Raw genomic sequence first — 20,504 nt, 5'->3', positions numbered from 1 at the left:
CACGTCATCGCCTTGTCTGTGCCGGTGTCAGCGGATGATCCTGGCGGTACGGTCCGGGCGTGGATCGGAGGATGCGGTGAGCTGGGTTGCCAACGTGATGCTGTCGGTGGGCCTGGCGGACCGCCTCAACGCGGAGGCGTTCAGCGACTGGCTCGACAGCCGGTGTCGTTGTCGTGAACCAGGCATGGGGCCGGGCGGCTGCGGCCGCCTGCGCTTCATCACCGGTGTGGACAATCAGTGGGGCGGACATAAGAACCCCGAGGGCGCTCTACGCCAGTACGCCCCTTCGTCGCCTGACGAGGAGGACGACGAGTTCTGGCCTCCCGTCGGGTCGTAGCCGCAGTCGAACGTCGCGCCCGACTCGACGGCGGCTGTCACCTGGCTCGGCGGTGGTGGGCTTCGTCGGTCGGGCAGGCTTGTTCCTGCCCGGGTTTCTCGGCCGCCCCATACTGACCATTGCATCGGGCGCGCCACGGGCACGGGCATCTGACGTCGAGGAGGGTCGTCATGGCGTTGGTCAAGAAGGGCTCTCGGCTCATCACGGTTGACGGGATCACCTACAGGTGGCGAGTACGCGCCAGACCAACCTATGCCCAAGCGCTGTGTGAGAAGCCACTCGCTGTCGCTGTCGAACAGGTCGACTGCAAGGGCAGGGTGTTGTTGGTCAGCATGCCTCAGGACCATCCGAGCAACTGGTTTGGCGGGCCGGCGGTGCCCGCTCTCCCGTCGACGGTCGCGGCGATCGTCCGAGCAGCACTGGCCGAGGGATGGCAACCTACCCAGCCAGGCACGGCCTTTCATATGACTGCGCCGTCGGACTGATGACGCGACGCTTCGGTGACCGGGCCACGTTCGCGGTGGAGATCGGCGAGGTCGAACCGCACCAACTCCGCGTCGTCGACTTGTGGGCGGCTGGCAAGAGGCTGACCATCGGGGACAACTGGGCCTTCCTCCCGTTCTTCATCCGCGTTATGCGGTCAAGCGCGGCGCAGGTGCGCCGACGTGACGTCAAGCCCTGTCCCTTTCCGGGCCGCGCACCGGAGGAGGTCTTCCGGCTGCTCCACGCAGACGAGACGGAGTTCCGGGAGCAGTTCTGGTTCATGCGGTGGGGAGAGACGGTCGACAACGTCTCCATGTACGGATACCTGGACGACGACCTGGTGATCGTCTTCGAGTTCTGGCGCGATGACCATCCCTTTCCAGAGGACCTGGGCAAGGTCTTCGTCGCCAGGATCCCGCCCGAGGAATTCGTGGCCACGGTCGAGGAAGCAGCCCATCTGTTGGACGCCGAGCTCACTAACGTCGATCCGCGCCGGTGAGCAGACCGCAACGCCCTACCGCGTCACGCTCACCTTGACGCGCGTACGGACGCTGCCGGGACAGCCTGAGTCGGCTCTCATACCGCGGACCGCCCCACCGGCAGACACCTCCACAGTGGCGCAGTTGGCCAACCTCGCCCTACGCGGCCTTGGCTCCCGCAGGCGCAACTGGCCGCAGGCGGCCACTCCCCTGCCAGGTGGCGTCCCGGTCGCTGGCCGCCACCAGCCCGGCAGCTCGCCACCGGGCGCTCAGCTCCGGGGGCGGCGGGACCGTGCCCGCACCACAGATCCTCTGTCATTGCTGCAGGATGATGTCTCATGTTCTTGGATCAGCGGCAGTTCCCCTTCCTGGCCGATCTTCGGGCACGGTGGGAGGCGATCCGGGACGAATGCCTTGCTCTGCCGCAGGACAGTCACCAGCCGTGGGTGCAACGCGAGATGTACGGCCAGGGCTGGAGCGTGTACGGACTGGTCGCCTTCCGACACCGTCATCCACGAGGCGTGGAACTACGGCTCCAGCGACCGCATCGTGCTCTTGTTCGACTTCGCCCGTCCCGGCTGCGAGGACATGCCGCAGGACGAACTACCGACCACAGTGGCAGACCTCGTACGCCGCAAGAGATGAGCGATACGCCCGAGAGTCTCCACGACCCCCGCCTCATCCTGCCGTCCTGAGAACCAGCCATGAGCCGATGAGCGCCACCGCTCCCGGACGCATCATGCTTCCGGCAGCGCCGTTCGCGGTAGATCCGTGTACCTGGGTCCCAGGTGTGACCGGCCTGACCGAGCCGGCCTCGGCAACGTCCGGAGGCGGACCATCAGAATGGTGCGTACGTGGCTCGCCCCGACCACGGGGCAACCATGATTGCGAGGAGCAGACCATCGACAAGGCCGACACGATCACCCTCTGGCGGCCCACCGGGCAGGCCGAACTCGACCTTGTGGAGGCGTCAGGGTGGCGGGAGTGGCCTCCACGCCTGCCGGACCAGCCGATCTTCTACCCGGTACTCAACCGCTGGTACGCCACGAAGATTGCCCGCGAGTGGAACGTCCCTGCCGGTGGCGTCGGCTACGTGACTCGATTCGAGGTCCAGCGTGAGTACATGGACCGTTACGAGGTTCATCAGGTCGGTGGCCGCGACGTGCTGGAGTACTGGATCCCCGCAGAGGAGCTTGCGGACTTCAACGCCCACCTCGTCGGCGCGATCAGCGAGGAAGCCGACTATCGCGGCCCTGTAGGCGACCAGGAGTTCACCGACGCCCACCATGCGCTGGGCCGAGCCCTACCGGCCGCGTGGCGAACGTACCTGCAAGGTGCGTCGTGGTTTCGGCGAGGCTGGATGACAGGCGAGGCGTACGTTTGGCTCAACACCCCACGCGAGATGCTTGAGCTGCATCACGCATGGCACGAGAGCACCGACTTGCACCCCGGCATCGCGATCATCGGCGGCGACGGATCCCGCGAACAGCTCGTACTCGACCTGCGCAGCGACCCCGCACCGGTGCTCCTGGTCGACATCACGAGCAGCGGATGGGACAGCGCCATCCGGCAAGCCGATGATGTCGACGAGCTCATCGACCGCATCGAGGCGGGCACCTTCGACTTCGACTTCGACGATTAGCGGACACGGGCGAGCATGGTCGAACGCGCACCTCACGGCAGAAGCGTGCGGCTTCCCTCGGCACAGTCAGATCCCGAGGCGTTCGATCAGCTCTCAATGTTGGGCGCAACCTCGACCCAGTCCGCCGCTGTGCTCAGGTAGATCACCGATGGGGTGACTATGTAAGGTCTGTAGTCCAACGCAAACGGCTGGTCGGGTCCGGCTTCTTCGACGCGACGCCGGGCTGCCCGCTGAGGCTCAGTCGTTGTTTCGCTCGGTTCGGCTTGCTGATGCGAGATGTTCCGGGAGTCGGTCAGTGGCCATGGAGATCGCTTCGGCTGGGGTGGCAACCTGTGCCAGTGGCGGACCGTTCCACCATTCCTTGACGGTGTATGCGCCTCCCTGGGAAGCCAGTAGAGTGGCGAAGCTCGGGGTGAAGGGGTATGGGGTTGCGGAGAAACTCAGCGCCCAGTGGCTGGTGTAGGGATAGAGCTTGCGCAGCTTCGGCTCAGCGTGGGCCGCTTTGATTAGTGCTTCATACTCAGGCCAGCCTGATTCCTTGGCGTCCTTGAGCAACCACTGCCATTCTGAGGCGATGACGTCGGCGGGGTTGCCGTCCGGGACCTCGAAACGTCCGGTCAGGATGTCGAACGGCGCGGCCTGGGCGATGTCATCCAGAGCAGCTCCTTCCGCCCAGCCGAGCACCACTGCAGGAAGCTGGCGCAGGTCAGGAGTGGTTCCGCTGATCAGGATCCCGTTGTTGGCCGAACCCTGGATCCGCCATCTGGGTTCAAAATGCCAGGCTGACACGAACAGTGTTTCCCGGTGCGGGAGAACGCTGCTGATCGTTGCATGACGAAGGGGATCGGACGGGGTGACGACCATCGTGAGGGACATACCTTGGTCGGCTGCTACGACGTGCAGCGCCGCGGCAAGGCTGCCGTACGCTGCCACCTCCGGATATAGCAGAGCCGGCTCGGGCTCTTCTCTCAACGTCGACTCCGATCAGGTGGCAGAACAGGGGGTTCTTACTGTGGCACGGGACGCCGTCAACTCGGCACGACCGGACGCCGATCCGACCGAGCATCGTACGTCGCGTAGCGCGCGACTCGCGGCTAGTTTCGGACGCTGTCGGTGACTCCTGTCGAGTCAGGAGCAGTCGAATCGATGGTCGTGGGGACGCTCCGGACATGACGTGCAGACGAAGATGTAGACGCCGCCAGCGTCGCCGAGCACCAATCCTGTCGGGTTCTGAAGTGACCGCCACGGATGGTCATCCGGGCCATCAAAGCTCCAGCCGGCCATTGCGGGCCGGTCCTCCAGCGGGACCCAACGCCGCTCGCCGCCCCGGCTGAACTCCCAGGTAGCGATGGTGAGCAGGTGCTCCATCCGAACCCCGCAGGTGCAGACCGGCCAGTCAGGCGGCTGTGTCCAGCCGGGGTAGCCGCCGACCTTGATCCCGGAAGCGACCGCCAGGTCGGTGTCGTACTGCCAGCCGTGGTCAGCCTCGACCCGACGCGCCGTTTCCTGAATCTGCGACCACACCTCACGCGGTAGGTCGTACGACGGGTACTCGACGACCCGCTCGGGATCGACGACGCACGCGTCGGGCACGTACCAGGCTTCGGTGTCCTCGTGGGGCGGGGGCACGGCCGTCAGCCGGGGTCCGATCGCAGATCGTCGCCGCCAGCGCAAGCGTGGCAGCGGAGCAGTCCAGGGGTCATGGTCGAACGGGCACCACAGCACCTGCAGCACGTCCGAGTCCTCGGGGAATGGCAGCTCGGGCACATCGTCGGCAAGTAGTTGCAGGACCGGCACGAGTGGTACCCCAGCCTCGGCGGGATGATCGTCCAGACCTCCACCGTCACAGGTTGGCCAGGGCTCGTTCGCCGGCCAGAGCAGCGGCCCGCCCACGGAGCTCTGCTCGACCGACGGTGAGCCCTTGCGTGGATGCAGCCGGATAGTCGTCCGCGCGAACCCATGCAACTGCGGGAAGACCGCTTCCACATCGATCGAAGGCAGCGGGGTGGTATGCACGGCCGAGATCGTACGGGCAAGTCGCCTTCGTCTCTGGGAACACCTCGCCGGCAAGCGCGATCGGTGCCAGATGCCTACACCCGATCTTGGGTCTACCCCTCAAAGGGCCGCGTTCTACCAGCGCGCCACCGGATTCCACCACATCCCAAGTCTGACGACGAGTTCGCCGGGCTTACCCGGGACAACGGGCTGTTCATCGGCTTTCAACGAGTCAACGACTACCAGCCGCAACGCTGGCCCCCGTAAGACCGTGCTCCAACAGCTATACGTCGACTTCGCAGCGGAGGACGTCGAGGCGACCGCGACTGACCACCACGGCCCTGCGAGCAGAGTCAGGCCACCGCATGCGACCCAGGCCCACGCTGTACCCCATTCCGACGCCGCCACCCAGCCCAGTTGAGCACGATGCCACGACCGCGGCCGGAACCATGCCTCGCTGGGCAAGCGGGTGCGTCGTCTCGCCGACGCCGGCGTCTACCTCGGCGCCCACCGAGGTGAATGTCAGTGTGGGGATTCGCCGGAGCGTAGTCCGTCGACGAGGAGCGCGACCATGCGCCGACCGTAGTCGGGGTCCTCGTTCGGCATGGGCGCACACAGTTTCGCTACGGCGTACAGCAGGTCCTGGGCACTGATCCGGGTCTGGATCTCGCCGCTGGCTGTCGCGGCTTCGAGCAGGGACTCGAGGGCCGGCCCTAGCTTCTGCATGAGATATCCGGGCAGGCCGTCGAACGCCGGATCGCCGGAGTGCAGGGCTGCGGCGAATCCGCGTTTGGTGGCGACGAACGCGGTGAACCGGTCGAGCCACCTCGCGAGGGCGACCCCGGGCTCGTGCGCGGCGGCCAGCGCCGGGGCCGCATCGGCGCAGGCGTCGATCTCGCGCTCGATGACGGCTTTGATCAGGTCCGAGCGCTGCGGGAAGTGCCGGTAGAGCGTGCCGACGCCGACGCCGGCCAGATCGGTGATCTCTTTGGCGGGGGCGTCGACGCCAGCGGTGCTGAAGACCGTCTTCGCCGCTTCGAGCAGGGCCTCGACGTTGCGGCGTGCGTCGGTGCGCATCCGGCGCGGAGCACGTTCGCGAGCAGTTGATTCTGCTGTGTTGTCGGACACCGCTGCATCTCCCCTGCTTATCCGGAAAGCTTTTCCGTATAGTTGGTTCCGGAAACGGTTTCCGGATAGCCACGATACCGCAAGGAGACGCTCATGTTGTACCGCACCCTGGGCCGCACCGGCATGAAGGTCAGCCCGTACGCGCTCGGCACGCTGATGTTCGCCACGGTGATCGGGAACCCCGACCCTGACGACTCGATCAAGGTCATCCACAAGGCGCTGGACGCGGGGATCAACGAGAGCGAGGTGTTGCCGGCGGCGCAGCGCTACGGGATGGGCACGCTGGTGTGGGGCCCACTCGGGCAGGGAATGCTCACCGGCCGGGTCCGCAGGGGCGAACAGAACGATCTGCGTCGTGCTCGCCTCTCCACGCACCTCACCGACGAGCGCCGGATCGACGTCGTCGAACAACTCATCCCGCTCGCCGACGACGCAGGCATGCCGTTGGCCCACCTCGCCATGGCATTCGCCATCGCGCACCCCAGCGTGACCAGCGCGATCCTGGGCCCGCGCACGATGGAGCACCTCGACAACCTTCTCGCGGGCGTCGACGTCACGCTCACCGACGAGATCCTCGACCGGATCGACGAAATCGTCACGCCCGGCACCGATGTCACCCGGCTCGACCAGGCCTACCTGCCCCCGGCCCTGCTGAACCCGAACCTGCGCCGCCGGCCGGTCAGCGAGCGTGGTGCCTGATCATCACGCCACAAGTACTGCAGGGCGTCCGCGATTCGCGTGAGCATGGCTGACGTCGTCGCCGAAGCGCCGATCGGCGTGCCCGGCAACCCAGGTATCCCGGTCGGGCAGAGCATCACGAGGCTCACCTCACCGTGACAACACGGTCAGCGCGGCGGCGGATACTGCCCTCTCTGCCTGTATCGACGGGACCGGGCGGCTAACCGAACCGGTCAGCGAGCTTCGTCAGCTTGGTGACGTACGCCGGCCAGTCGTAGTCGTGGGGAACGCCAGCGTTCTCCCGCCGCAAGCCGATCGCCCTGTCGTGCTGCTCGCGCATGATGTCGGCGTGACCGGCGTGACGGGCAAGGTCGCAGGTCACGTGGATGATGATCCTGTGCAGTGTCACGTCCCTCTCGCCTGGGCGCCACCACGGCACATGCCCTGGCGCGTCAAGGGGTAGCTGTTCGATCGTCTGATCCGCGAACACCCCGACACGGCGATACAGGTCGATCAGCCCATCCTTCGTCTCGCCCTCCCGCGCGTACCAGTCTGCCTGTGGGTCCTCCTCGAACACCTGCATGGGAACCAGTTCCTCAGACATCGGGAACTCACGCCCGAAGGTGGGCCCGAAGTAGCCAGCTTCGACATTGAGGCAGTGCTTGAGAACGCCCAGTAGGTTGTTGCCGGTCGCGGTGCGCGGCAGCCTGGCCTCGCGTTCGCTCAGCCCGTCGAGTTTCCAGATCAGGTTGTCGCGCATCGCCTGCAGGTAGTGGTGCAGCGCAGCCTTCGGGTCGCCCAGATCAGCCATGCCTGCCAGTCTTCCTCATCCGCCCGAGCCATCTCTGCAAGCGCTGCCTGCAAGATCAGCGCCTGACTGGACCGGCCGCTATACGCATCTGCCGCTCCGGGTGGACTTCTTCCTACGCGGTGCACCGACCACGCCCTGGACCCGCTGACTACGACGCGGCTCGACGTCGAGCGGTACGTGCGTTGGCTGCGCTTTCAGCTCGAGTTGAGGCGTGCGTGTGCGGCCCGACGCACGGATGTCTCTTCTATGGGGTCGTCGCGCAGCGTGAGCAGCCAGCGTCGTGTCTGGTCGGTGAGCGGGGCGTGTTGAGCGGCCAACAGCCGCACGTCCGGCTCACAGTCGAGCAGGTGGGACGGCAGCGCGCCTGTCGTCTTGTCGGGATCGAGGAGCAGCAGGCTGCGCAGGTAACTGCCTCGCTCGTAACTGTGTGGGGTACCGGATGCTGTTGAACGGTTGGGGACCAGCTGGGAGGCTGTGTGCGCAGGTGCCGCCAGCCCAGCACGCCATACCGGATCATGATCGGCAGGTGGAGACGTAGTCCTACCCTCCGTCGGCTATTTCGCGCAGTGCGTCCAGGTGATCGGCGAAGGCGCGCCGGCCGGTCGCGGTAAGCGAGAGCCAGGTACGGGGGCGCTTGCCCACGTACCCCTTACGGACCTTGACCAGTCCGGCCGCCTCCAGCACCGTCACCTGTCTGGAGAGCACGGAGTCGGAGATCTCAACGGTGTCGCGGATAAACCCGAACTCGGCTTGGTCGGCGGCGACTAGGGCGGCCATGATGCTGAACCGCACCGGCGCGTGAATCGTCTCGTTGAGACGGTGGCGTGGATGCCTCATTTCCGCGTCACTCACGGGCAGCCTCTAGCCATCCGTATGGCGGCCACCGTCATGGGCAGAGCCACGACGAAGCAGTATACGACCGCGACCAGCCACGGCCAGTCCACCCGGAGGCTGGCGATCCCGATGCTGTAGAGCGTCATGGTCAGAGTGAACGCCCAACCGTACGCCGTGCCGAAGCCGCGTTGGGCGACGACCTGCCTGCGGTGGTACCAGACCATCAGCGCCGTGAGCGCAACACCGTACGCGGCGAGCGACACCGCAAAGGCGACGGGGTGCTCCGGCAGGGTGGCGTACGAGACCGCCAGCACAAGTGCAACCAGGACCCCGACCCCGGCGGTCGTGATGGCCGCGACGGGGGCGGCTCGACGGGTGGTAGCGGAAGCGAACTGCTCGGCGGCGGCGAGACGTTCCCGAGCCTGTTCGCTGGTGAGGTTGTTCTCGGTCATGAAGCTGAGAGTAGAAACTACTTTCCAGTCTGACAAGTACTTGCGCCGACTCCCAGGGACAACGTCCGCTCGTGAGCCGGCAAGGCGGGGAAACGTGATGCCGGCGGCCCGGTACGCCTGTTGGACGAGGAGCAGTCGCGTTGGGTGAGGGGGGGTTGCCGGGGTAAGGGTGAGGAACTGCCGGAGCTGTAGAGTGTCGCCGGGGATGGTCCGCCCGATTTCGCGACCCTTCTCAACTCATGACGATCCACCAAGCCATCACAAGTAAACGCCCTCTTCTGGCGCATCGAGCGCGTGGGCAGCCGGTGTATCCGTCGCCGCTGGTAGCCGAGCTTCGCTGGGGGCGGACGTTCGGCTTTGCCGGGGAGGATGCGTCGATCTGGAGGTCGCTACGCTGCCGTGGGGGTGAGCTACGACCTGTACTTCTGGCCGTCCGGGGCGACAGAGAATCCCCGCCGGCTGACTGGTCGGCTCGCAGACGAGAAGGCTGGCGGTCTTGTAGCGGATAAGCGCGTCCTGGCGTTCCGCGCCGAGCTGCTACGCCGTTGGCCGGACCTTGTCGGCATGATCGCTCCGTAGCATCACGATCTGGGTTGGCGGCAGCCATGGGGCCGGACCGACGCCGCTTACCGGCGGTTGACCGAGGCTGGTGTCGCCTTCGCCGGGTCGCAGTCTGGTCTTCCTCGACATCGCCGGCAACCGGCCGGCTGGTAGTGTGAGCGATCTCTGATCCGCAACCTCGCCCGATCATCGGGGGTGGCGCAAGATCTCCGCTTGCGTTGGAGGATCTTGCCATGAGTGGATTCAAGCGGGTCACGAGTGCGACGCAAACCCGTCTGCGCCTGCTGACTGCTGTCGTTGCCAGGAAGGACGCGGGCAGTAGCCCCACGGGAATCGTCGGGCGGAGACTGGCGCGTCAACTGGTGGACGCCGGCGACCGGGTGCGTGTGCTCGCCGAACCCGGCCAGGTCGACGGCTGGCCCGACGGGGTCGAGGTTGTCGAGGGATCCATCACCCGGCCACTGGGGCACGCCGAGGTCTTCGTCGGCGTCGACGGTGTCTTTCTCGCCGGAGCCGTGCCGGCGACTGTGCGGGATGCGCTGAAGGTCGCTCAGAGTGCCGGTGTGCGGCGTATCGTCGTGCTGTCCTCGCACGGGCCGGAGTACGAGCAGGCCTATCCACCAGAGACGTGGTTCTGGCTCGCCATCGAGCGTGCCGTCGAACGCTCGGGGATGGAGTGGACGCACATTCGCCCGTCGGCGGTGATGGGGGCGGTGATCGAGGGCACCTATCCGGCCACGGGGTCGGACTGGCCGGACACGATCAGCGACGAGCGCATCGTGCGGGAGGCGTGTCTGAACGAGGGTCACTATCCCTTTATCCACGAGGACGACCTCGCCGCCGTCGCGGCGGCGGCGTTGCGTACCGACGATCATGTCGGCGCCATCGTCGAAGCGGTCGGACTGCCGATCAGCACCCGATCACGCGTAACGAGCATCGCCAAAGCCATCGGCCGCGATATCGCCGCCGTCGAGGTCACGCCCGATGACAGCCGCGCGAACTGGCGGCGTCGCGGCTGGCCCGACAACAGCATAGACGTAACCCTGTACGCCCTTGAGGAGTACGGCGCGCAGCTCGCCGAGCTCACGCAGTGGACCCTCGACCAACGGCCGGCCGTACACGAGATCATCGGCCGCCCGCTGCGCGGCTTCGACGAGTGGGCAGTCGAGAATGCCGACCTGTTCCGCTGAACGTCCAACCACCACGTGGGCACGACATGTGGCCGCCTTCCACATATCCCCGCAGGGGATGACCGCCTGCCGGCAGCCGCGCCACCAACACGCGCACATGCCGCCGGTCGGGCGTGCCGCCGACTGGTCAGGACATCAGCCGTTCCTGATCGTCGCCGGTGTCACCGCTGGCGAGGATCGCGTCGAGGAAGTGTCGGACGACCGGCCAGGGGAACGTCGGGCTGCGGTATCCGGTAACTGTGACCTGCCCTGCGGGGACCGGTACGAACGGTCCGCCACCCGGTTGGAGGTCGGGGATGCGTACGTCGATGTAGCCGTCTGAGCTGTTTGTCGGGTTGACCTCGTAGAGCTCGTAGCACCAGCCGTCGTGCTGGCCGTCGTGGTAGGACGTGACCTCGAAAGCCTGGCTCGCGAAGCGCCACGAGTTCAAGGATAGAGAGAGGTCACCGCTCACGGTCGCGGTCGGCGGGTCGGACACAATGTCGCCGGATGCCTCAACGAAGCGGATGAAGCGCAGCAACACCGGCCAGGGCAGTGGCCCTTCGGTGAAGGCCACGTAGGCATGGGTCGCGTTTCGCCGGCGTGAACGGATCGCCGTCGGGTGTCGTATCCGGGATTACCACGGCGACCCCACAGGAGGTCCGGTACCACCCAGTCAGCTCGTAGGTCCACGCGTCCTCCGGCAGGAGGTACATCGAGTTGATCTGGAAGGCCGTTCCGTTGTACGTCCACTCTTCCACATCGGCAGGTTGCCAGGCCGAATGTGCGAGGTAATGGCCCGCCGGACATGACGTCCGGATCCTGCCGCTCCGGGAGGACTGGTGTTCATCACCGGTGGTGACGCACGGTGACTTATGGCTACCTCTCCTGTCTCCGCCCACGTCGTACCGACCGACCAACTCGTCGTACACGCCGCAGTGTCGGCCTTCCTGGGCCGTTACCGTGGCCAGACTCGCATTCACACCGAGTCCGACCTGCGTGTCTTCCTCCGGTGGTGCACCAACCAAGACCTGGGCCCGCTCGCCGCTGCGCGGGTCGACATCGAGCGGTACGTGCGCTGGCTGCAAGACGTCCGCCGGTACCAGCCCTCGACAGTCTCCCGCCGGCTGTCCGTCGTGGTCGGCTTCTACCGGATCTGCGTCATCGACGCCATCCTGGAGCACTCGCCGGCAGACTACATCCGCCGGCCCACCGTGCCGGCCGAGTCACCGACCCTCGGACTCGGGCACCTCCAGTTCGAAGCCCTGATCACCACCGCCCGCAAGTCCTCGAACCCGAACGACTTCGCCCTGGTCGCCCTCCTGGGCCTGCTCGGGCTGAGGATCTTCGAAGCCTGCGGGTCGAACATCACCGACCTCGGCGAGGAACACGGCCACCGAGTGCTACGCGTACGCGGCAAAGGCGGGCGAATCTGCTGGTATCGGGCAGGAGTCGTGCGGGGTCATTGGTGCTGGGGCGCGCGGGAAGAGTTCGACGTCAGGTCTGCCAGCCAGGCATGTCCCGAATGCACTTGCTTGAGCAGCCTGGACAGCGTCTCGCGTTGGGCAGGAGTCAGCAGCGGGAGGACGCCGTCGAAGTCCGCCTGGTCCTTGGGGCGTACGTGCTTGGCCTTGAAGAGAAGGACGAGTTCGGGGGTCAGGTACGGGATCCGGTTCGAGGTGTGTCGGATGATGTCGGCATAGGGCAGCCTGATCGTTTCGTCTCGTCGGCAGATCCATGTGTCGCCGTCGTGCGGTTCACGGAAGACGTCGAGCAGGTAGCGTCCCGTGTCCGGCTCGCGTAGCCACGTCTGCCGGGTGGCGGTCAGCGCCTCCGGCGTCGCCGATTCCCAGATCCGGGCGGCGCCGATCGCGTCGAACGTGAACTCGGCGAAACGCTCGCGGATCTCCGGGAACCGTCCGGCCGGCACCGCGATCTCGATGTCGTGGTGCTCGCGGGTCTGCTCTCCACGGAACAGATCCAGCGCCCACCCCGCCGCGACGTACCACGGCACATCGATCCCGACCAAGCGCCGTGCGACATCGACCGGCCTCCAACATTGCGCCCAGCGGGCTTCGAGTGCCGCTACGTCGTCAGGCTGGATCTCCACACCGCCGCAGGGCAACTGGTCGTCCATCCGCCGAACATATCTGGGATCATCGACCGTCACTCAACATCAGCATCCGCACACGCCGCTGAAAGCTTGGTCGAGTCGGGCAGTAGTGGGCTCACCCCAGGAGGTGTCGGCGGTACTGCGGAGAGGGATCACTCTCCTCCATCCCGTTCTCGTCCAGCGCGTTGTAGATCGTCAGCCAGCCGTTGCTGAATCGCAGGCCTAGCGCCACGGCACCGTCCGCCAGGTCACCGCCGGTCCACTCCAGAAGCTCGACCGCCTCAAGCCTCTGCCCATGCCGAGCAGCCAACAGGGCGGGAGCATCATTGCGCCAGCGGAGCAGGAAGCTGTCTGCGGTCGGCCACACCGGCGTCCGGGTCACGTCGATCGAACCAAACGTGATCGACAGATCGTCGAACTTCTGATGATTGACCTCAAGGCGTTCGTCGTCGAAGTCGAGCACCACCGGGCAGTCGGCGAACCAGGTGTCGTCGTCGTCATCCCACACCACCCAGCTGCACGTCAGCCGACGGCCGACGAGGCCCCGCAGCCGTTGAGCGTGACGACCGGCGACCTCAGTAGCTCCGTTCAGCCAGGCTGGCTGGTAGCCAGCAATGCCGAAGTTGAAGGTCATCACGGGAAGGCAATCCTGAGCTGGCCTGATCCACACTCGGGTATCCGGATCTGCCGCCGAGAAGGTGCAGCGCCGGGGGCCTTCGTGGGCTGCCGTTCCTGGCGAGGGGAGCTGGCGGGTGGTTGCGGGCAGAATGCCTGCCAGCGTGATCAGCAGCACGAAGCTGGTTAGTGGTTGTTCCGGGCCGTTTGCCACGCCTCGCCGAGCAGCGCGAGTACCCGGTACAGCGCGTACAGCGCCCACCAGGTGGCCAGCGGCACACCGATGAGGATGACCGCGCCGCCCAGGTCGTGGGTGCTTTCCAGCATCCAGCCACCGGTGAGCAGGACGGAGCCCACGACGACGGCCCAGGCCAGGATGCGGCCGGCTTTGGTCAGCGACATCCACAGGCGGGAGTTGTCGGCGCCGTCTGGCTGTGTCGGGTCGCTGACCTGGGACTGCGCGGCGAGGCTGTCGATGTTCCGGGCGGCGGCCCGGTCGGTGGCGTGTGGTGACTGGTGCAGCACTGCCGACAGGGCGTGCAGGTCGTCGTGGTGGCGAAGCCGTCCGGTCCGTGGATCGCCGAGTAGTGCCACGGCGTGTGGGAACCCGAGCAGCCATGCCTTGCCGTAGCCGCGTTTCGCCCCTGATGGCAGCACCACGACTGTGCCGCCGTGCATGTCGGCGCGGTCAGTGTGGTCGCCGATCACCCGCACGAGTTCTGTGCCGGCGATCGTCACCTCGGTGTCGACGAGGTCGGTGGCATGGCTGAACAGCGTGACGAACTGGGCGTACGCGGCGAGGACCGCGAGCAGGCCCAGGATCGCGACCGCAGCGCCGAGCAGTTCGTGCAGTTGGGCCGTGTAGCCGGTGAGCAGCAGCGCGGGGACGACGGCGAACAGGTACCAGCCGACGAAGAGCAGGAAGCGTCGCCGGTTCAGCCAGCGCCGTGTCCGCACGCCCTGCGCGCCAGGTGGGAAGGCGGGGAGAGTTTTCCCGCCGTTGCGCCGTTGTCGGGCGTCCTCGCTCAGCAGCATTGCGTTGAGGCGGTGGTCGCGGACCTCGAGGCGGTCACCGGCCAGGCTCGCCAGGTCGCGGACGAACTGCCTCTCCTCGATCTTGTAGCGTAGAAAGCTGACCACCACGAGCAGCACGATCAGCGAGATCCCGCCGATGCAGAGCCGCCCGGACACCGAGCCGCGGACAGTGAACTGCAGGTTCACCAGATAAGCGTCGAATCCCACCAGCAACGCCGCGACAACCACCGCGAACACGCGAGAGCCGACTGGACGGCGCAGATACACGCACACATCATCAACGAACCAGGCAACTCCACCACGGCCTCGTCCTCGGTGAACCACACGACAGCCCGGCGGCGAAAGCCGAAGTAGTCGACCTCACGCCCGAGGTCTTCACTCTCATGCCGCGATCCGCGCCGCCTGTATTCACGGGGCCGGCACCGGGCGCAGCGCCTTCAGCGCGGCAAGTACGCGGTCAACTGGTCGGCGAGTTGCGTCGGATGGCTGAGCGCCACCGCGTGGCCACCGTCGATTTCATCCGGTACGGCATCGAGGCGGTCGGCCGCCACGCGGCGCTGGAAGTCGGGCGGGAAGAATCGGTCTTCGCGGGCGATGAGCACCCTCGTCGGCACGTCCGGCCACGCACCCAGGGGCCACGGCTCGTTCCATTCTGCGCTGACCTGGTCGCGACCATGCGCCGAAGCCTCCGCGACAATCTCGGCCGGCACGCCATTGTAGAACTGTTCCTCCTCACTGAACCCCTCCGCGCTGCGGTGAGCGGTGTTGCCGTTACCTCTCAGTGCGCTTTAGCGAGCACACGGTCGGTAGTCCTGCCTTGCGGCAAGACGGTCCCGGTCTGACCGGCGGATGCCGTGCCGGATTCACGCTTCACGGCCACCTGCCCGCGTACGCGGGTCTTCTGGTCGGCTCCACGTGCTGCCACCGGGCCACTCCCGGCGGTGTCGAACTCAGCCGCGAGTGCGGCCAGGTTGAGCGAGGCGTTGCGGTCCCGGTCGAGAACCAGGCCGCACGCCTCACACTGGTATTCACGCTCGGAAAGGGCGAGCTTGGCTTTCACCGCGCCGCAGCCCGAGCAGGTCTTCGAGGACGGGTACCAGCGGTCGGCCGCGAGCAGCCGACCACCGTTCCACCCGGTCTTGTACGCCAACTGGCGGCGGATCTCGGCGAACCCGGCGTCGGCGATGTGCCGGGCCAGCTTGCGATTCCGCAGCATGCCGGTGACGTTGAGGTCTTCCACCACGACCGTGCCGTGCTCGCGGGCGAGCCGGGTGGTGAGCTTGTGCAGGCCGTCACGGCGCAGGTTCGCCACCCGCGCGTGCGCACGACCGAGTCGGGCCGCTGCCCGCTCCCAGCGTTTCGACACCCGTCGTCCGGTACGCCGGTCCGGGCCGGTCTTACGCGACAGCGCACGACCCAAAGCACGCATGCGCTGCTGCGCGGCGACCAGGTGGCGCGGGTTGTCGACCAGTTCGCCGGTGGACAGCACCGCAAGGTGCTTGATCCCGACATCTACACCGACCACCGATGCGGGCCGGGCCGGAATGCGTTCGGCACGGTCGACCTCGACGGTGAACGAGACGTGCCAGCGCCCGCCGTCACGCCGTACGGTCGCGGACATGATCCGGGCGGTGCCGTTGTCCAGGCGACGGGCCAGTTTGCGAGCCGACTCGTGCAGCTTCAACCGGCCCAGCCGGGGCAGGACCACGTGCATCCGGTCGGGCTCGACCCGGATCGCCCCGGTGGTGAACCGCACCGATGGTGTAGTGCGGCGGCGGGACTTGAACCGGGGAAACCCGACAGGCCGACCGGCCCGCGTGCCCCTGCGGGAGCCGGCCCAGTTCTTCAACCCGCGAGCCAGAGCGTCCAGGCCGGTGTTGAACGCCTCCTTGGACACCTCGCCCCACCACGGCGCCACGTCGGGCTTCGCGGCGTTCCACGCCTTACGCAGCCCGGCAAGGGACCAGGACAGCGACGGCGTCAACTCCTCGTCCGGCACACCGTAGGAACGCTCGGCGCTGCGCTGGTCCATAACCGCCTTGACCTTCGCGAGCGCCCAGTTGTGCGCGACGCGGGCGGCCCCGGCATGCGCGAGCACGTCGCGTTCCTGACCCGGGGTGAGATCCAGCGCGAACCGGTACGCCTGGATCGTCTTCACGCCGAGCCGCTTTCGGTGGCGGCTTCAACCGCGCGGCGGGCACGGTTCGCGGCAGCGCGGCGGCCGTACAGGCGGGCGCACAACGAGGTGAGGATTTCGGTCACGTCGCGGACCAGGTCGTCATCGACCTCGGCCGGATCGACCACCAGCAGACGGCGGCCCTGCGCGGTCAGGGCGGCCTCGACATACTCGGCACCGAAGCGGGCGAACCGGTCTCGGTGCTCAACCACGATGGTCGTCACAGCGGGGTCGCGGAGCAGGGCGAGGAACTTCTTACGGTGCCCGTTCAACGCGGACCCAACCTCGGTCACCACCCGATCGACGCCTAGCCTCTGCCCGGTGGCCCACACGGTGACCCGTGCGACCTGCCGGTCCAGGTCCGCCTTCTGATCGGCCGACGACACCCGGGCGTACACCACGGTCTGCCCGGTCCCTGCCGTCGTTGCGGTGACCGGCTCGCCGACCATGATCAGGCGGCCCATCCGGTAGGCGGGAACGGGCAGCGTCCCGGACTCGTAACGCCGACGTGCCGTCGCGTACGAGATTCCCGTGGCCGCCGCCCATTCCTTCAAGTTCACGATGCCGACTATAGACAACTATTGAGCACTAATGACGACCGACACGCCAGCAGTTGTCAGCCCCACCAGTCGCCGGGACTCTCACCCGGCTTCGGAATCATCGGAGTAAGCAGGACAATGAGCCGCACAGGCAGCCTGTCAGCGATCAGCGGCGCCGTGAACGCACCATACGAGTGTCCGACGACGACGAGGTTGCTGCGATCGCCGACGGCATCGACGACCGTTTCACAGAACTCGGCGAAACCTGCCGTTCTATCCCCGATCGGCAACTCCGGCACCACCACGTCGTGGCCCCGCCCGGCCAGCTCAGGGCCCAGCAGATGCCAGTCCCAGGAACTGCCGCCACCACCGTGGATCAGAACGAAAGTCGCCATGCGTCACAGCCTCACACAGGGGTACGACAGTCAGTAGCGCCGCCCGATACGCCACACCCCGCCACCTACCAGCGCCCTCACGGCAGAATCACGCACCGGGCCGGAAGCGTTGTCCCGCGACGACCGGATCTGCCGCGCTGCGCGCCTCAGCGCTGTCCAGTCGCTAAGCGGTACTACTCGGAGGGATTCTCTTCCTCGGCGTCCTCCCGGAATTTGCCCCGTGCCTGCATGATGTCCAACGCCGCGCGAGCAGCGGGTTGAATCCTGCCCGGCCAGCCGGAGGCGATGAAGTCGTCGTCAGTGTCATTCCAGGGCGTCACCACGCAGGCCGCCTGCAGTAGTCCATGTACCGCATCGAGTCGCTCAACCTCCTCGGGCGTGAAACACGACCATTCGCGCCACTGCCACGGGGTGTCGTCGTCGATCACGTCGAAGAACAGGTTGATGTAGTCGCCGACGCCGACGCTGCGAACGCCTGAATCACCCTTGCTCAGGGCGACCAGCGCTTCCATGGCGCGATTGCGCAGGCGTTGCTCGACGAGGCGCTCGCTGGGGCGTTCGGGATCGTCCACACCCCGAAGGTAGCGGCTGTCAGGACCTGGTTTTCAGGCGAAGCCCTACCCGAAGCGCGCCAGACGTCACGGCCTTCCGATCAACTGGGCAATTTCTCGAAGAGTTCGTTGATGGTGTCGTAGTACCTCGTCGTACGCCCGAGAGCAGTCATGCCGAGTCGCCTGCAGACGGCCTGTGAGGCATGGTTGTCCGGCTCCGTCACGGCGAGGACCCTCGGCAGCCCACGGCCGAAGGCATCGCGAAGGACGGCATCCGCGGCTTCGGTGGCATAGCCCTGCCCCCGAGCGTCCGGGTGCACGTGCCAGCCGATCTCGACATCGTTCGACCCGCTGAAGGATTGTTCCGCCCATGGGGGGATTGGCAGGAGCAGGAGGTTGCCGACCAGTCGACCGTTCGCCGTGGCGATCGCCCAGTTCCCGTGAATGGGATGTTCGATGGCACGCAGACGTCTGATCGACGCGAGCGCGTCCTTCCTCGTTTTCATGGTCGTCGGTTGCGCGCCGGAGGAGACTACGATCTGCGAGCCTGACTCCAGGCCCAGGAGGAAGTCGGCGTCGTCGTCCTGCCAGGGACGCAGGAGAAGGCGGTCACTAACGATCGTGCGCATGCCACCCACCCTATTCACTGCCCATCATCCGCTCGTGGTCGCAGATAGGGCGCTACGGAGCATGACGGAGATCCCGGACCCCGCGCCCGAACGTACCGATGAGCGGATTTCGATCCACGCTGGCTCGAACGCACGGGAGGTGCTCCAGCCGCGCCGAGGGATGCTGGTTCGACATGTGCACGGGCTTCGCCCTACTGCTGAAAGGTGGGCGGCCCGGCTACAGGCTCCCCGACTCCGGCCAGTTCGACCAGTGCGTGTTGGGCGGCAAGCTGGGCGCGTATCGGCTGAGGTCTCCGGTCGCCAGGACATCGGCGAGCTGGTGGAAGGTCTCAGACTCGCTGGGACGTAGCCCGCTCACCAGATCGGGGTGGTTCCACTTGTCGAGCCGCAGAACCTCGGGTAGGTCGACCGGGATCCGGCGCCGCAACTCCCCCTCATCGGCCAGGAGCAACTCGCGATGACGCGGAACAAGCTGACGCAGGACGTTGACCAGATCCTCGCCCGGCTCGGCAGCAACTGCGATCGGCCGGCCGCGAACCACCACCGGCCCTCCGCGGTAGGTTTCGGGCTCGTCGGGGTCCTCTATCTGGTTCCAGTTGTCTACTCGTTCGTGAAAGTCACCGTTTCCGTAGCCAGGTTCGCCGCTGGTCAGGCAATCGCCGAACACGTGGAGCACGTCGATGAGGTTGCCGGCCCGGGGCGAGTAGCCGACCGTCTCGACGATGAGGGCCCACCGCCCAGCGTCCCGGTACCCATGGAGCCGCGCATCGACGGCGTAGTAGTAGCCGTGGCCGAGGTCCGGAAACAGGAACTCCTCGGCAGCGGCGTCGAGCTGTCCGAGGACCTCAGCCGAGCGCACAACTGAGCAGTCTAATCAGCCTCGGCCGCGCCCCTGAGGCGTCCACATCCGCCGTCAAAGCGCGTCGACCGTCAAGGACGGCTGCCGATCCTGAGGTACGTGGGCGGGTCTACCCCGTTCGGTCGGGGTCGGTGAACCATCGAGCAGGGCGCCCAATCGAGCGGCGGATTCGTCGGTCAGACGATAGACGCCCTGGAGGCTGATGGAGCGTTCGAGACGACCGTTGACGACGTACTTCAAGGTGCGCTGTTCTCCGCGACGGTTGCGCCAGGTCAACGCGCCGAGCAGGTCGCCGGGAACAGCGACGTCGAAGCGGATCGGCGTCGCCTCGACATGCACCGGGCTCGCCCCGCATCCGCCGGCGCCGAGCATCGCCCAGTCGTCGTGACCGGGATAGGCCGGGTCGCGCCACGTTGCTGGAGCAGCGCCGCAACAGGCGCGCCGCTGCTTGTCGACGACACGCAGACGACTCACCACGTAGACCACGTGTCGGTTGACATGCAGCGCGAAGACATCGTCGCCGACACCGACGCTGGTCCAACTGGGCAGAGACTGATGCACCCCGCTGAACGCCACCGGCGGCCGCTGGCCGACGCAGTGCCTGCGTAGCTCCCGGCAGACGTCATGGGTCCACAAGGCGGTGAAGGCAGCCGACATGGCCGTGATCATAAGAGCGACGACCGACAGTCTCGACCCGTCACGCCCGGGGCGTTGAGGGACCGAACCGGCATCCGGATCTGCTGCCTGAGCACGCGCGAAGTTCCAACGATCCCCTTCCGTGCCTGGTTCGCAGTTCTTTCCAGGGGAGCCGACACCGGGCCCGAGTTCCGGGTGCCAGACGCCTGCCACGACAGACGTACGCCAGCTTTCACACCTATGGTCTTCTGCCGAGCGCGCGCGGATCTGCTGCACCCGTATTGGCGGGCCGGGGGCCTTGGCTGTTCCTATGCATATCTCTCCCTGGCTGAGCACGGCCGAACTGGCCAGCATGAAAGAGGTCACCACGCACACAGTGACTATCGA

General features: G+C 66.6%; 24 protein-coding genes and 2 pseudogenes. 7 read left to right on the top strand and 19 right to left on the bottom strand.

Annotated features, from left to right (window positions below):
* Positions 1–34: 34 nt before the first annotated feature.
* From C1A38_RS02835 to C1A38_RS02815, 5 genes and pseudogenes are all read left to right on the top strand, one after another.
* Positions 35–337: a hypothetical protein gene (locus C1A38_RS02835; RefSeq protein ID WP_102656248.1), complete on the top strand. Its 303-nt coding sequence runs from the start codon at positions 35–37 to the stop codon at positions 335–337.
* A gap of 170 nt (positions 338–507) precedes the next feature.
* Positions 508–822 carry a hypothetical protein gene (locus C1A38_RS02830; protein ID WP_102656247.1) on the top strand — a complete coding sequence of 105 codons (315 nt, stop codon included), beginning with the start codon at positions 508–510 and terminating at the stop codon, positions 820–822.
* A complete protein-coding gene (locus C1A38_RS02825; RefSeq protein WP_102656246.1) occupies positions 822–1,319 on the top strand; it encodes a hypothetical protein in 498 nt (165 codons plus the stop codon). Before C1A38_RS02830 ends, C1A38_RS02825 begins: the two co-directional genes overlap by 1 nt.
* 115 nt (positions 1,320–1,434) lie before the next feature.
* Positions 1,435–1,839: pseudogene (locus tag C1A38_RS32325) on the top strand (hypothetical protein); the annotation flags it as partial.
* 361 nt (positions 1,840–2,200) lie between these two features.
* Positions 2,201–2,548 (top strand): annotated as a pseudogene (locus C1A38_RS02815) (ADP-ribosylation/crystallin J1); the annotation flags it as partial.
* 630 nt (positions 2,549–3,178) lie between these two features.
* On the opposite strand, the gene C1A38_RS30610 reads toward C1A38_RS02815, so the two are convergent.
* The 3 genes from C1A38_RS30610 to C1A38_RS02805 form a co-directional block, all read right to left on the bottom strand.
* The gene (locus tag C1A38_RS30610; protein ID WP_146017414.1) at positions 3,179–3,874 is read right to left on the bottom strand and encodes a DUF6193 family natural product biosynthesis protein; all 696 of its coding nucleotides are present in this window, start codon (positions 3,872–3,874) and stop codon (positions 3,179–3,181) included.
* Between the two features lie 195 nt (positions 3,875–4,069).
* Positions 4,070–4,957 (bottom strand): YwqG family protein, encoded by an 888-nt coding sequence (locus C1A38_RS02810; protein ID WP_199180060.1) that lies wholly within the window; start codon positions 4,955–4,957, stop codon positions 4,070–4,072.
* 501 nt (positions 4,958–5,458) lie between these two features.
* Positions 5,459–6,013, bottom strand: a complete 555-nt coding sequence (locus tag C1A38_RS02805; protein WP_102656244.1) for a TetR/AcrR family transcriptional regulator — start codon at positions 6,011–6,013, stop codon at positions 5,459–5,461.
* A gap of 144 nt (positions 6,014–6,157) precedes the next feature.
* On the opposite strand from C1A38_RS02805, the gene C1A38_RS02800 reads away from it, so the two are divergent.
* Positions 6,158–6,763: an aldo/keto reductase gene (locus tag C1A38_RS02800; protein ID WP_102656243.1), complete on the top strand. Its 606-nt coding sequence runs from the start codon at positions 6,158–6,160 to the stop codon at positions 6,761–6,763.
* A 199-nt stretch (positions 6,764–6,962) separates the two neighbouring features.
* On the opposite strand, the gene C1A38_RS02795 is transcribed toward C1A38_RS02800, so the two are convergent.
* From C1A38_RS02795 to C1A38_RS02785, 3 genes are all read right to left on the bottom strand, one after another.
* Positions 6,963–7,553, bottom strand: coding sequence for a DinB family protein (locus tag C1A38_RS02795; RefSeq protein WP_102656242.1), 591 nt, complete (start codon positions 7,551–7,553; stop codon positions 6,963–6,965).
* Positions 7,554–8,093: 540 nt separating this feature from the next.
* Positions 8,094–8,345: a winged helix-turn-helix domain-containing protein gene (locus C1A38_RS02790; protein ID WP_233196574.1), complete on the bottom strand. Its 252-nt coding sequence runs from the start codon at positions 8,343–8,345 to the stop codon at positions 8,094–8,096.
* 56 nt (positions 8,346–8,401) lie between these two features.
* Positions 8,402–8,839, bottom strand: a complete 438-nt coding sequence (locus C1A38_RS02785) for a hypothetical protein (RefSeq protein WP_102656241.1) — start codon at positions 8,837–8,839, stop codon at positions 8,402–8,404.
* 794 nt (positions 8,840–9,633) lie between these two features.
* On the opposite strand from C1A38_RS02785, the gene C1A38_RS02775 reads away from it, so the two are divergent.
* Positions 9,634–10,590: an NAD(P)H-binding protein gene (locus C1A38_RS02775; protein WP_102656239.1), complete on the top strand. Its 957-nt coding sequence runs from the start codon at positions 9,634–9,636 to the stop codon at positions 10,588–10,590.
* Between the two features lie 127 nt (positions 10,591–10,717).
* Here C1A38_RS02775 and C1A38_RS02770 read toward each other — a convergent pair whose 3' ends face one another.
* The 13 genes from C1A38_RS02770 to C1A38_RS31590 all read right to left on the bottom strand — a co-directional run bounded on the left by C1A38_RS02770 (position 10,718) and on the right by C1A38_RS31590 (position 20,483).
* Positions 10,718–11,146 (bottom strand): hypothetical protein, encoded by a 429-nt coding sequence (locus C1A38_RS02770; RefSeq protein ID WP_233196573.1) that lies wholly within the window; start codon positions 11,144–11,146, stop codon positions 10,718–10,720.
* 649 nt (positions 11,147–11,795) lie between these two features.
* Positions 11,796–11,966, bottom strand: a complete 171-nt coding sequence (locus tag C1A38_RS31270) for a hypothetical protein (protein ID WP_199180065.1) — start codon at positions 11,964–11,966, stop codon at positions 11,796–11,798.
* A 65-nt stretch (positions 11,967–12,031) separates the two neighbouring features.
* Positions 12,032–12,706, bottom strand: coding sequence for a nucleotidyltransferase domain-containing protein (locus tag C1A38_RS02765; protein WP_102656238.1), 675 nt, complete (start codon positions 12,704–12,706; stop codon positions 12,032–12,034).
* A gap of 91 nt (positions 12,707–12,797) precedes the next feature.
* Complete coding sequence (locus tag C1A38_RS02760; RefSeq protein ID WP_233196572.1) at positions 12,798–13,475, bottom strand: hypothetical protein; 678 nt, start codon at positions 13,473–13,475, stop codon at positions 12,798–12,800.
* An 8-nt stretch (positions 13,476–13,483) separates the two neighbouring features.
* Positions 13,484–14,518 carry a hypothetical protein gene (locus C1A38_RS02755; protein WP_233196571.1) on the bottom strand — a complete coding sequence of 345 codons (1,035 nt, stop codon included), beginning with the start codon at positions 14,516–14,518 and terminating at the stop codon, positions 13,484–13,486.
* A 251-nt stretch (positions 14,519–14,769) separates the two neighbouring features.
* The gene (locus C1A38_RS02750; protein ID WP_286046116.1) at positions 14,770–15,114 is read right to left on the bottom strand and encodes an alpha/beta fold hydrolase; all 345 of its coding nucleotides are present in this window, start codon (positions 15,112–15,114) and stop codon (positions 14,770–14,772) included.
* Complete coding sequence (tnpB, locus tag C1A38_RS02745) at positions 15,111–16,490, bottom strand: IS607 family element RNA-guided endonuclease TnpB (protein ID WP_102656235.1); 1,380 nt, start codon at positions 16,488–16,490, stop codon at positions 15,111–15,113. The genes C1A38_RS02750 and tnpB overlap by 4 nt, the downstream gene beginning before the upstream one ends.
* Entirely contained in the window at positions 16,487–17,068 is a 582-nt protein-coding gene (locus C1A38_RS02740; RefSeq protein WP_102656234.1) for an IS607 family transposase, read from the bottom strand. Before C1A38_RS02740 ends, tnpB begins: the two co-directional genes overlap by 4 nt.
* Positions 17,069–17,124: 56 nt before the next feature.
* A complete protein-coding gene (locus tag C1A38_RS02735) occupies positions 17,125–17,442 on the bottom strand; it encodes an alpha/beta fold hydrolase (RefSeq protein WP_233196569.1) in 318 nt (105 codons plus the stop codon).
* A 173-nt stretch (positions 17,443–17,615) separates the two neighbouring features.
* The gene (locus C1A38_RS02730; protein WP_199180059.1) at positions 17,616–18,014 is read right to left on the bottom strand and encodes a hypothetical protein; all 399 of its coding nucleotides are present in this window, start codon (positions 18,012–18,014) and stop codon (positions 17,616–17,618) included.
* 80 nt (positions 18,015–18,094) lie between these two features.
* A complete protein-coding gene (locus C1A38_RS02725; RefSeq protein ID WP_102656233.1) occupies positions 18,095–18,622 on the bottom strand; it encodes a GNAT family N-acetyltransferase in 528 nt (175 codons plus the stop codon).
* A gap of 217 nt (positions 18,623–18,839) precedes the next feature.
* Positions 18,840–19,481, bottom strand: a complete 642-nt coding sequence (locus C1A38_RS02720; RefSeq protein ID WP_102656232.1) for a DUF7003 family protein — start codon at positions 19,479–19,481, stop codon at positions 18,840–18,842.
* 54 nt (positions 19,482–19,535) lie between these two features.
* Entirely contained in the window at positions 19,536–20,483 is a 948-nt protein-coding gene (locus C1A38_RS31590) for a hypothetical protein (protein WP_233196568.1), read from the bottom strand.
* Between the last annotated feature and the right edge of the window lie 21 nt (positions 20,484–20,504).

Origin of the sequence: Verrucosispora sp. ts21, assembly GCF_002879555.1 — a bacterium.
Lineage (GTDB): Bacteria > Actinomycetota > Actinomycetes > Mycobacteriales > Micromonosporaceae > Micromonospora > Micromonospora gifhornensis.
The sequence above is the reverse complement of the archived record's forward strand: the minus strand, read 5'-3'. Positions and strand labels throughout refer to the sequence as shown.

Bases quoted from the DNA above. Each gene is read 5' to 3' on its own strand.
- C1A38_RS02785 (WP_102656241.1), bottom strand. From the start codon at position 8,839: ATGACCGAGAACAACCTCACCAGCGAACAGGCTCGGGAACGTCTCGCC.
- C1A38_RS02765 (WP_102656238.1), bottom strand. From the start codon at position 12,706: ATGGACGACCAGTTGCCCTGCGGCGGTGTGGAGATCCAGCCTGACGAC.
- C1A38_RS02795 (WP_102656242.1), bottom strand. From the start codon at position 7,553: ATGGCTGATCTGGGCGACCCGAAGGCTGCGCTGCACCACTACCTGCAG.
- C1A38_RS02800 (WP_102656243.1), top strand. From the start codon at position 6,158: ATGTTGTACCGCACCCTGGGCCGCACCGGCATGAAGGTCAGCCCGTAC.
- C1A38_RS02805 (WP_102656244.1), bottom strand. From the start codon at position 6,013: ATGCGCACCGACGCACGCCGCAACGTCGAGGCCCTGCTCGAAGCGGCG.
- C1A38_RS02835 (WP_102656248.1), top strand. From the start codon at position 35: ATGATCCTGGCGGTACGGTCCGGGCGTGGATCGGAGGATGCGGTGAGC.
- C1A38_RS02735 (WP_233196569.1), bottom strand. From the start codon at position 17,442: ATGGCGACTTTCGTTCTGATCCACGGTGGTGGCGGCAGTTCCTGGGAC.
- C1A38_RS02830 (WP_102656247.1), top strand. From the start codon at position 508: ATGGCGTTGGTCAAGAAGGGCTCTCGGCTCATCACGGTTGACGGGATC.
- C1A38_RS02775 (WP_102656239.1), top strand. From the start codon at position 9,634: ATGAGTGGATTCAAGCGGGTCACGAGTGCGACGCAAACCCGTCTGCGC.
- C1A38_RS02825 (WP_102656246.1), top strand. From the start codon at position 822: ATGACGCGACGCTTCGGTGACCGGGCCACGTTCGCGGTGGAGATCGGC.
- C1A38_RS02725 (WP_102656233.1), bottom strand. From the start codon at position 18,622: ATGCGCACGATCGTTAGTGACCGCCTTCTCCTGCGTCCCTGGCAGGAC.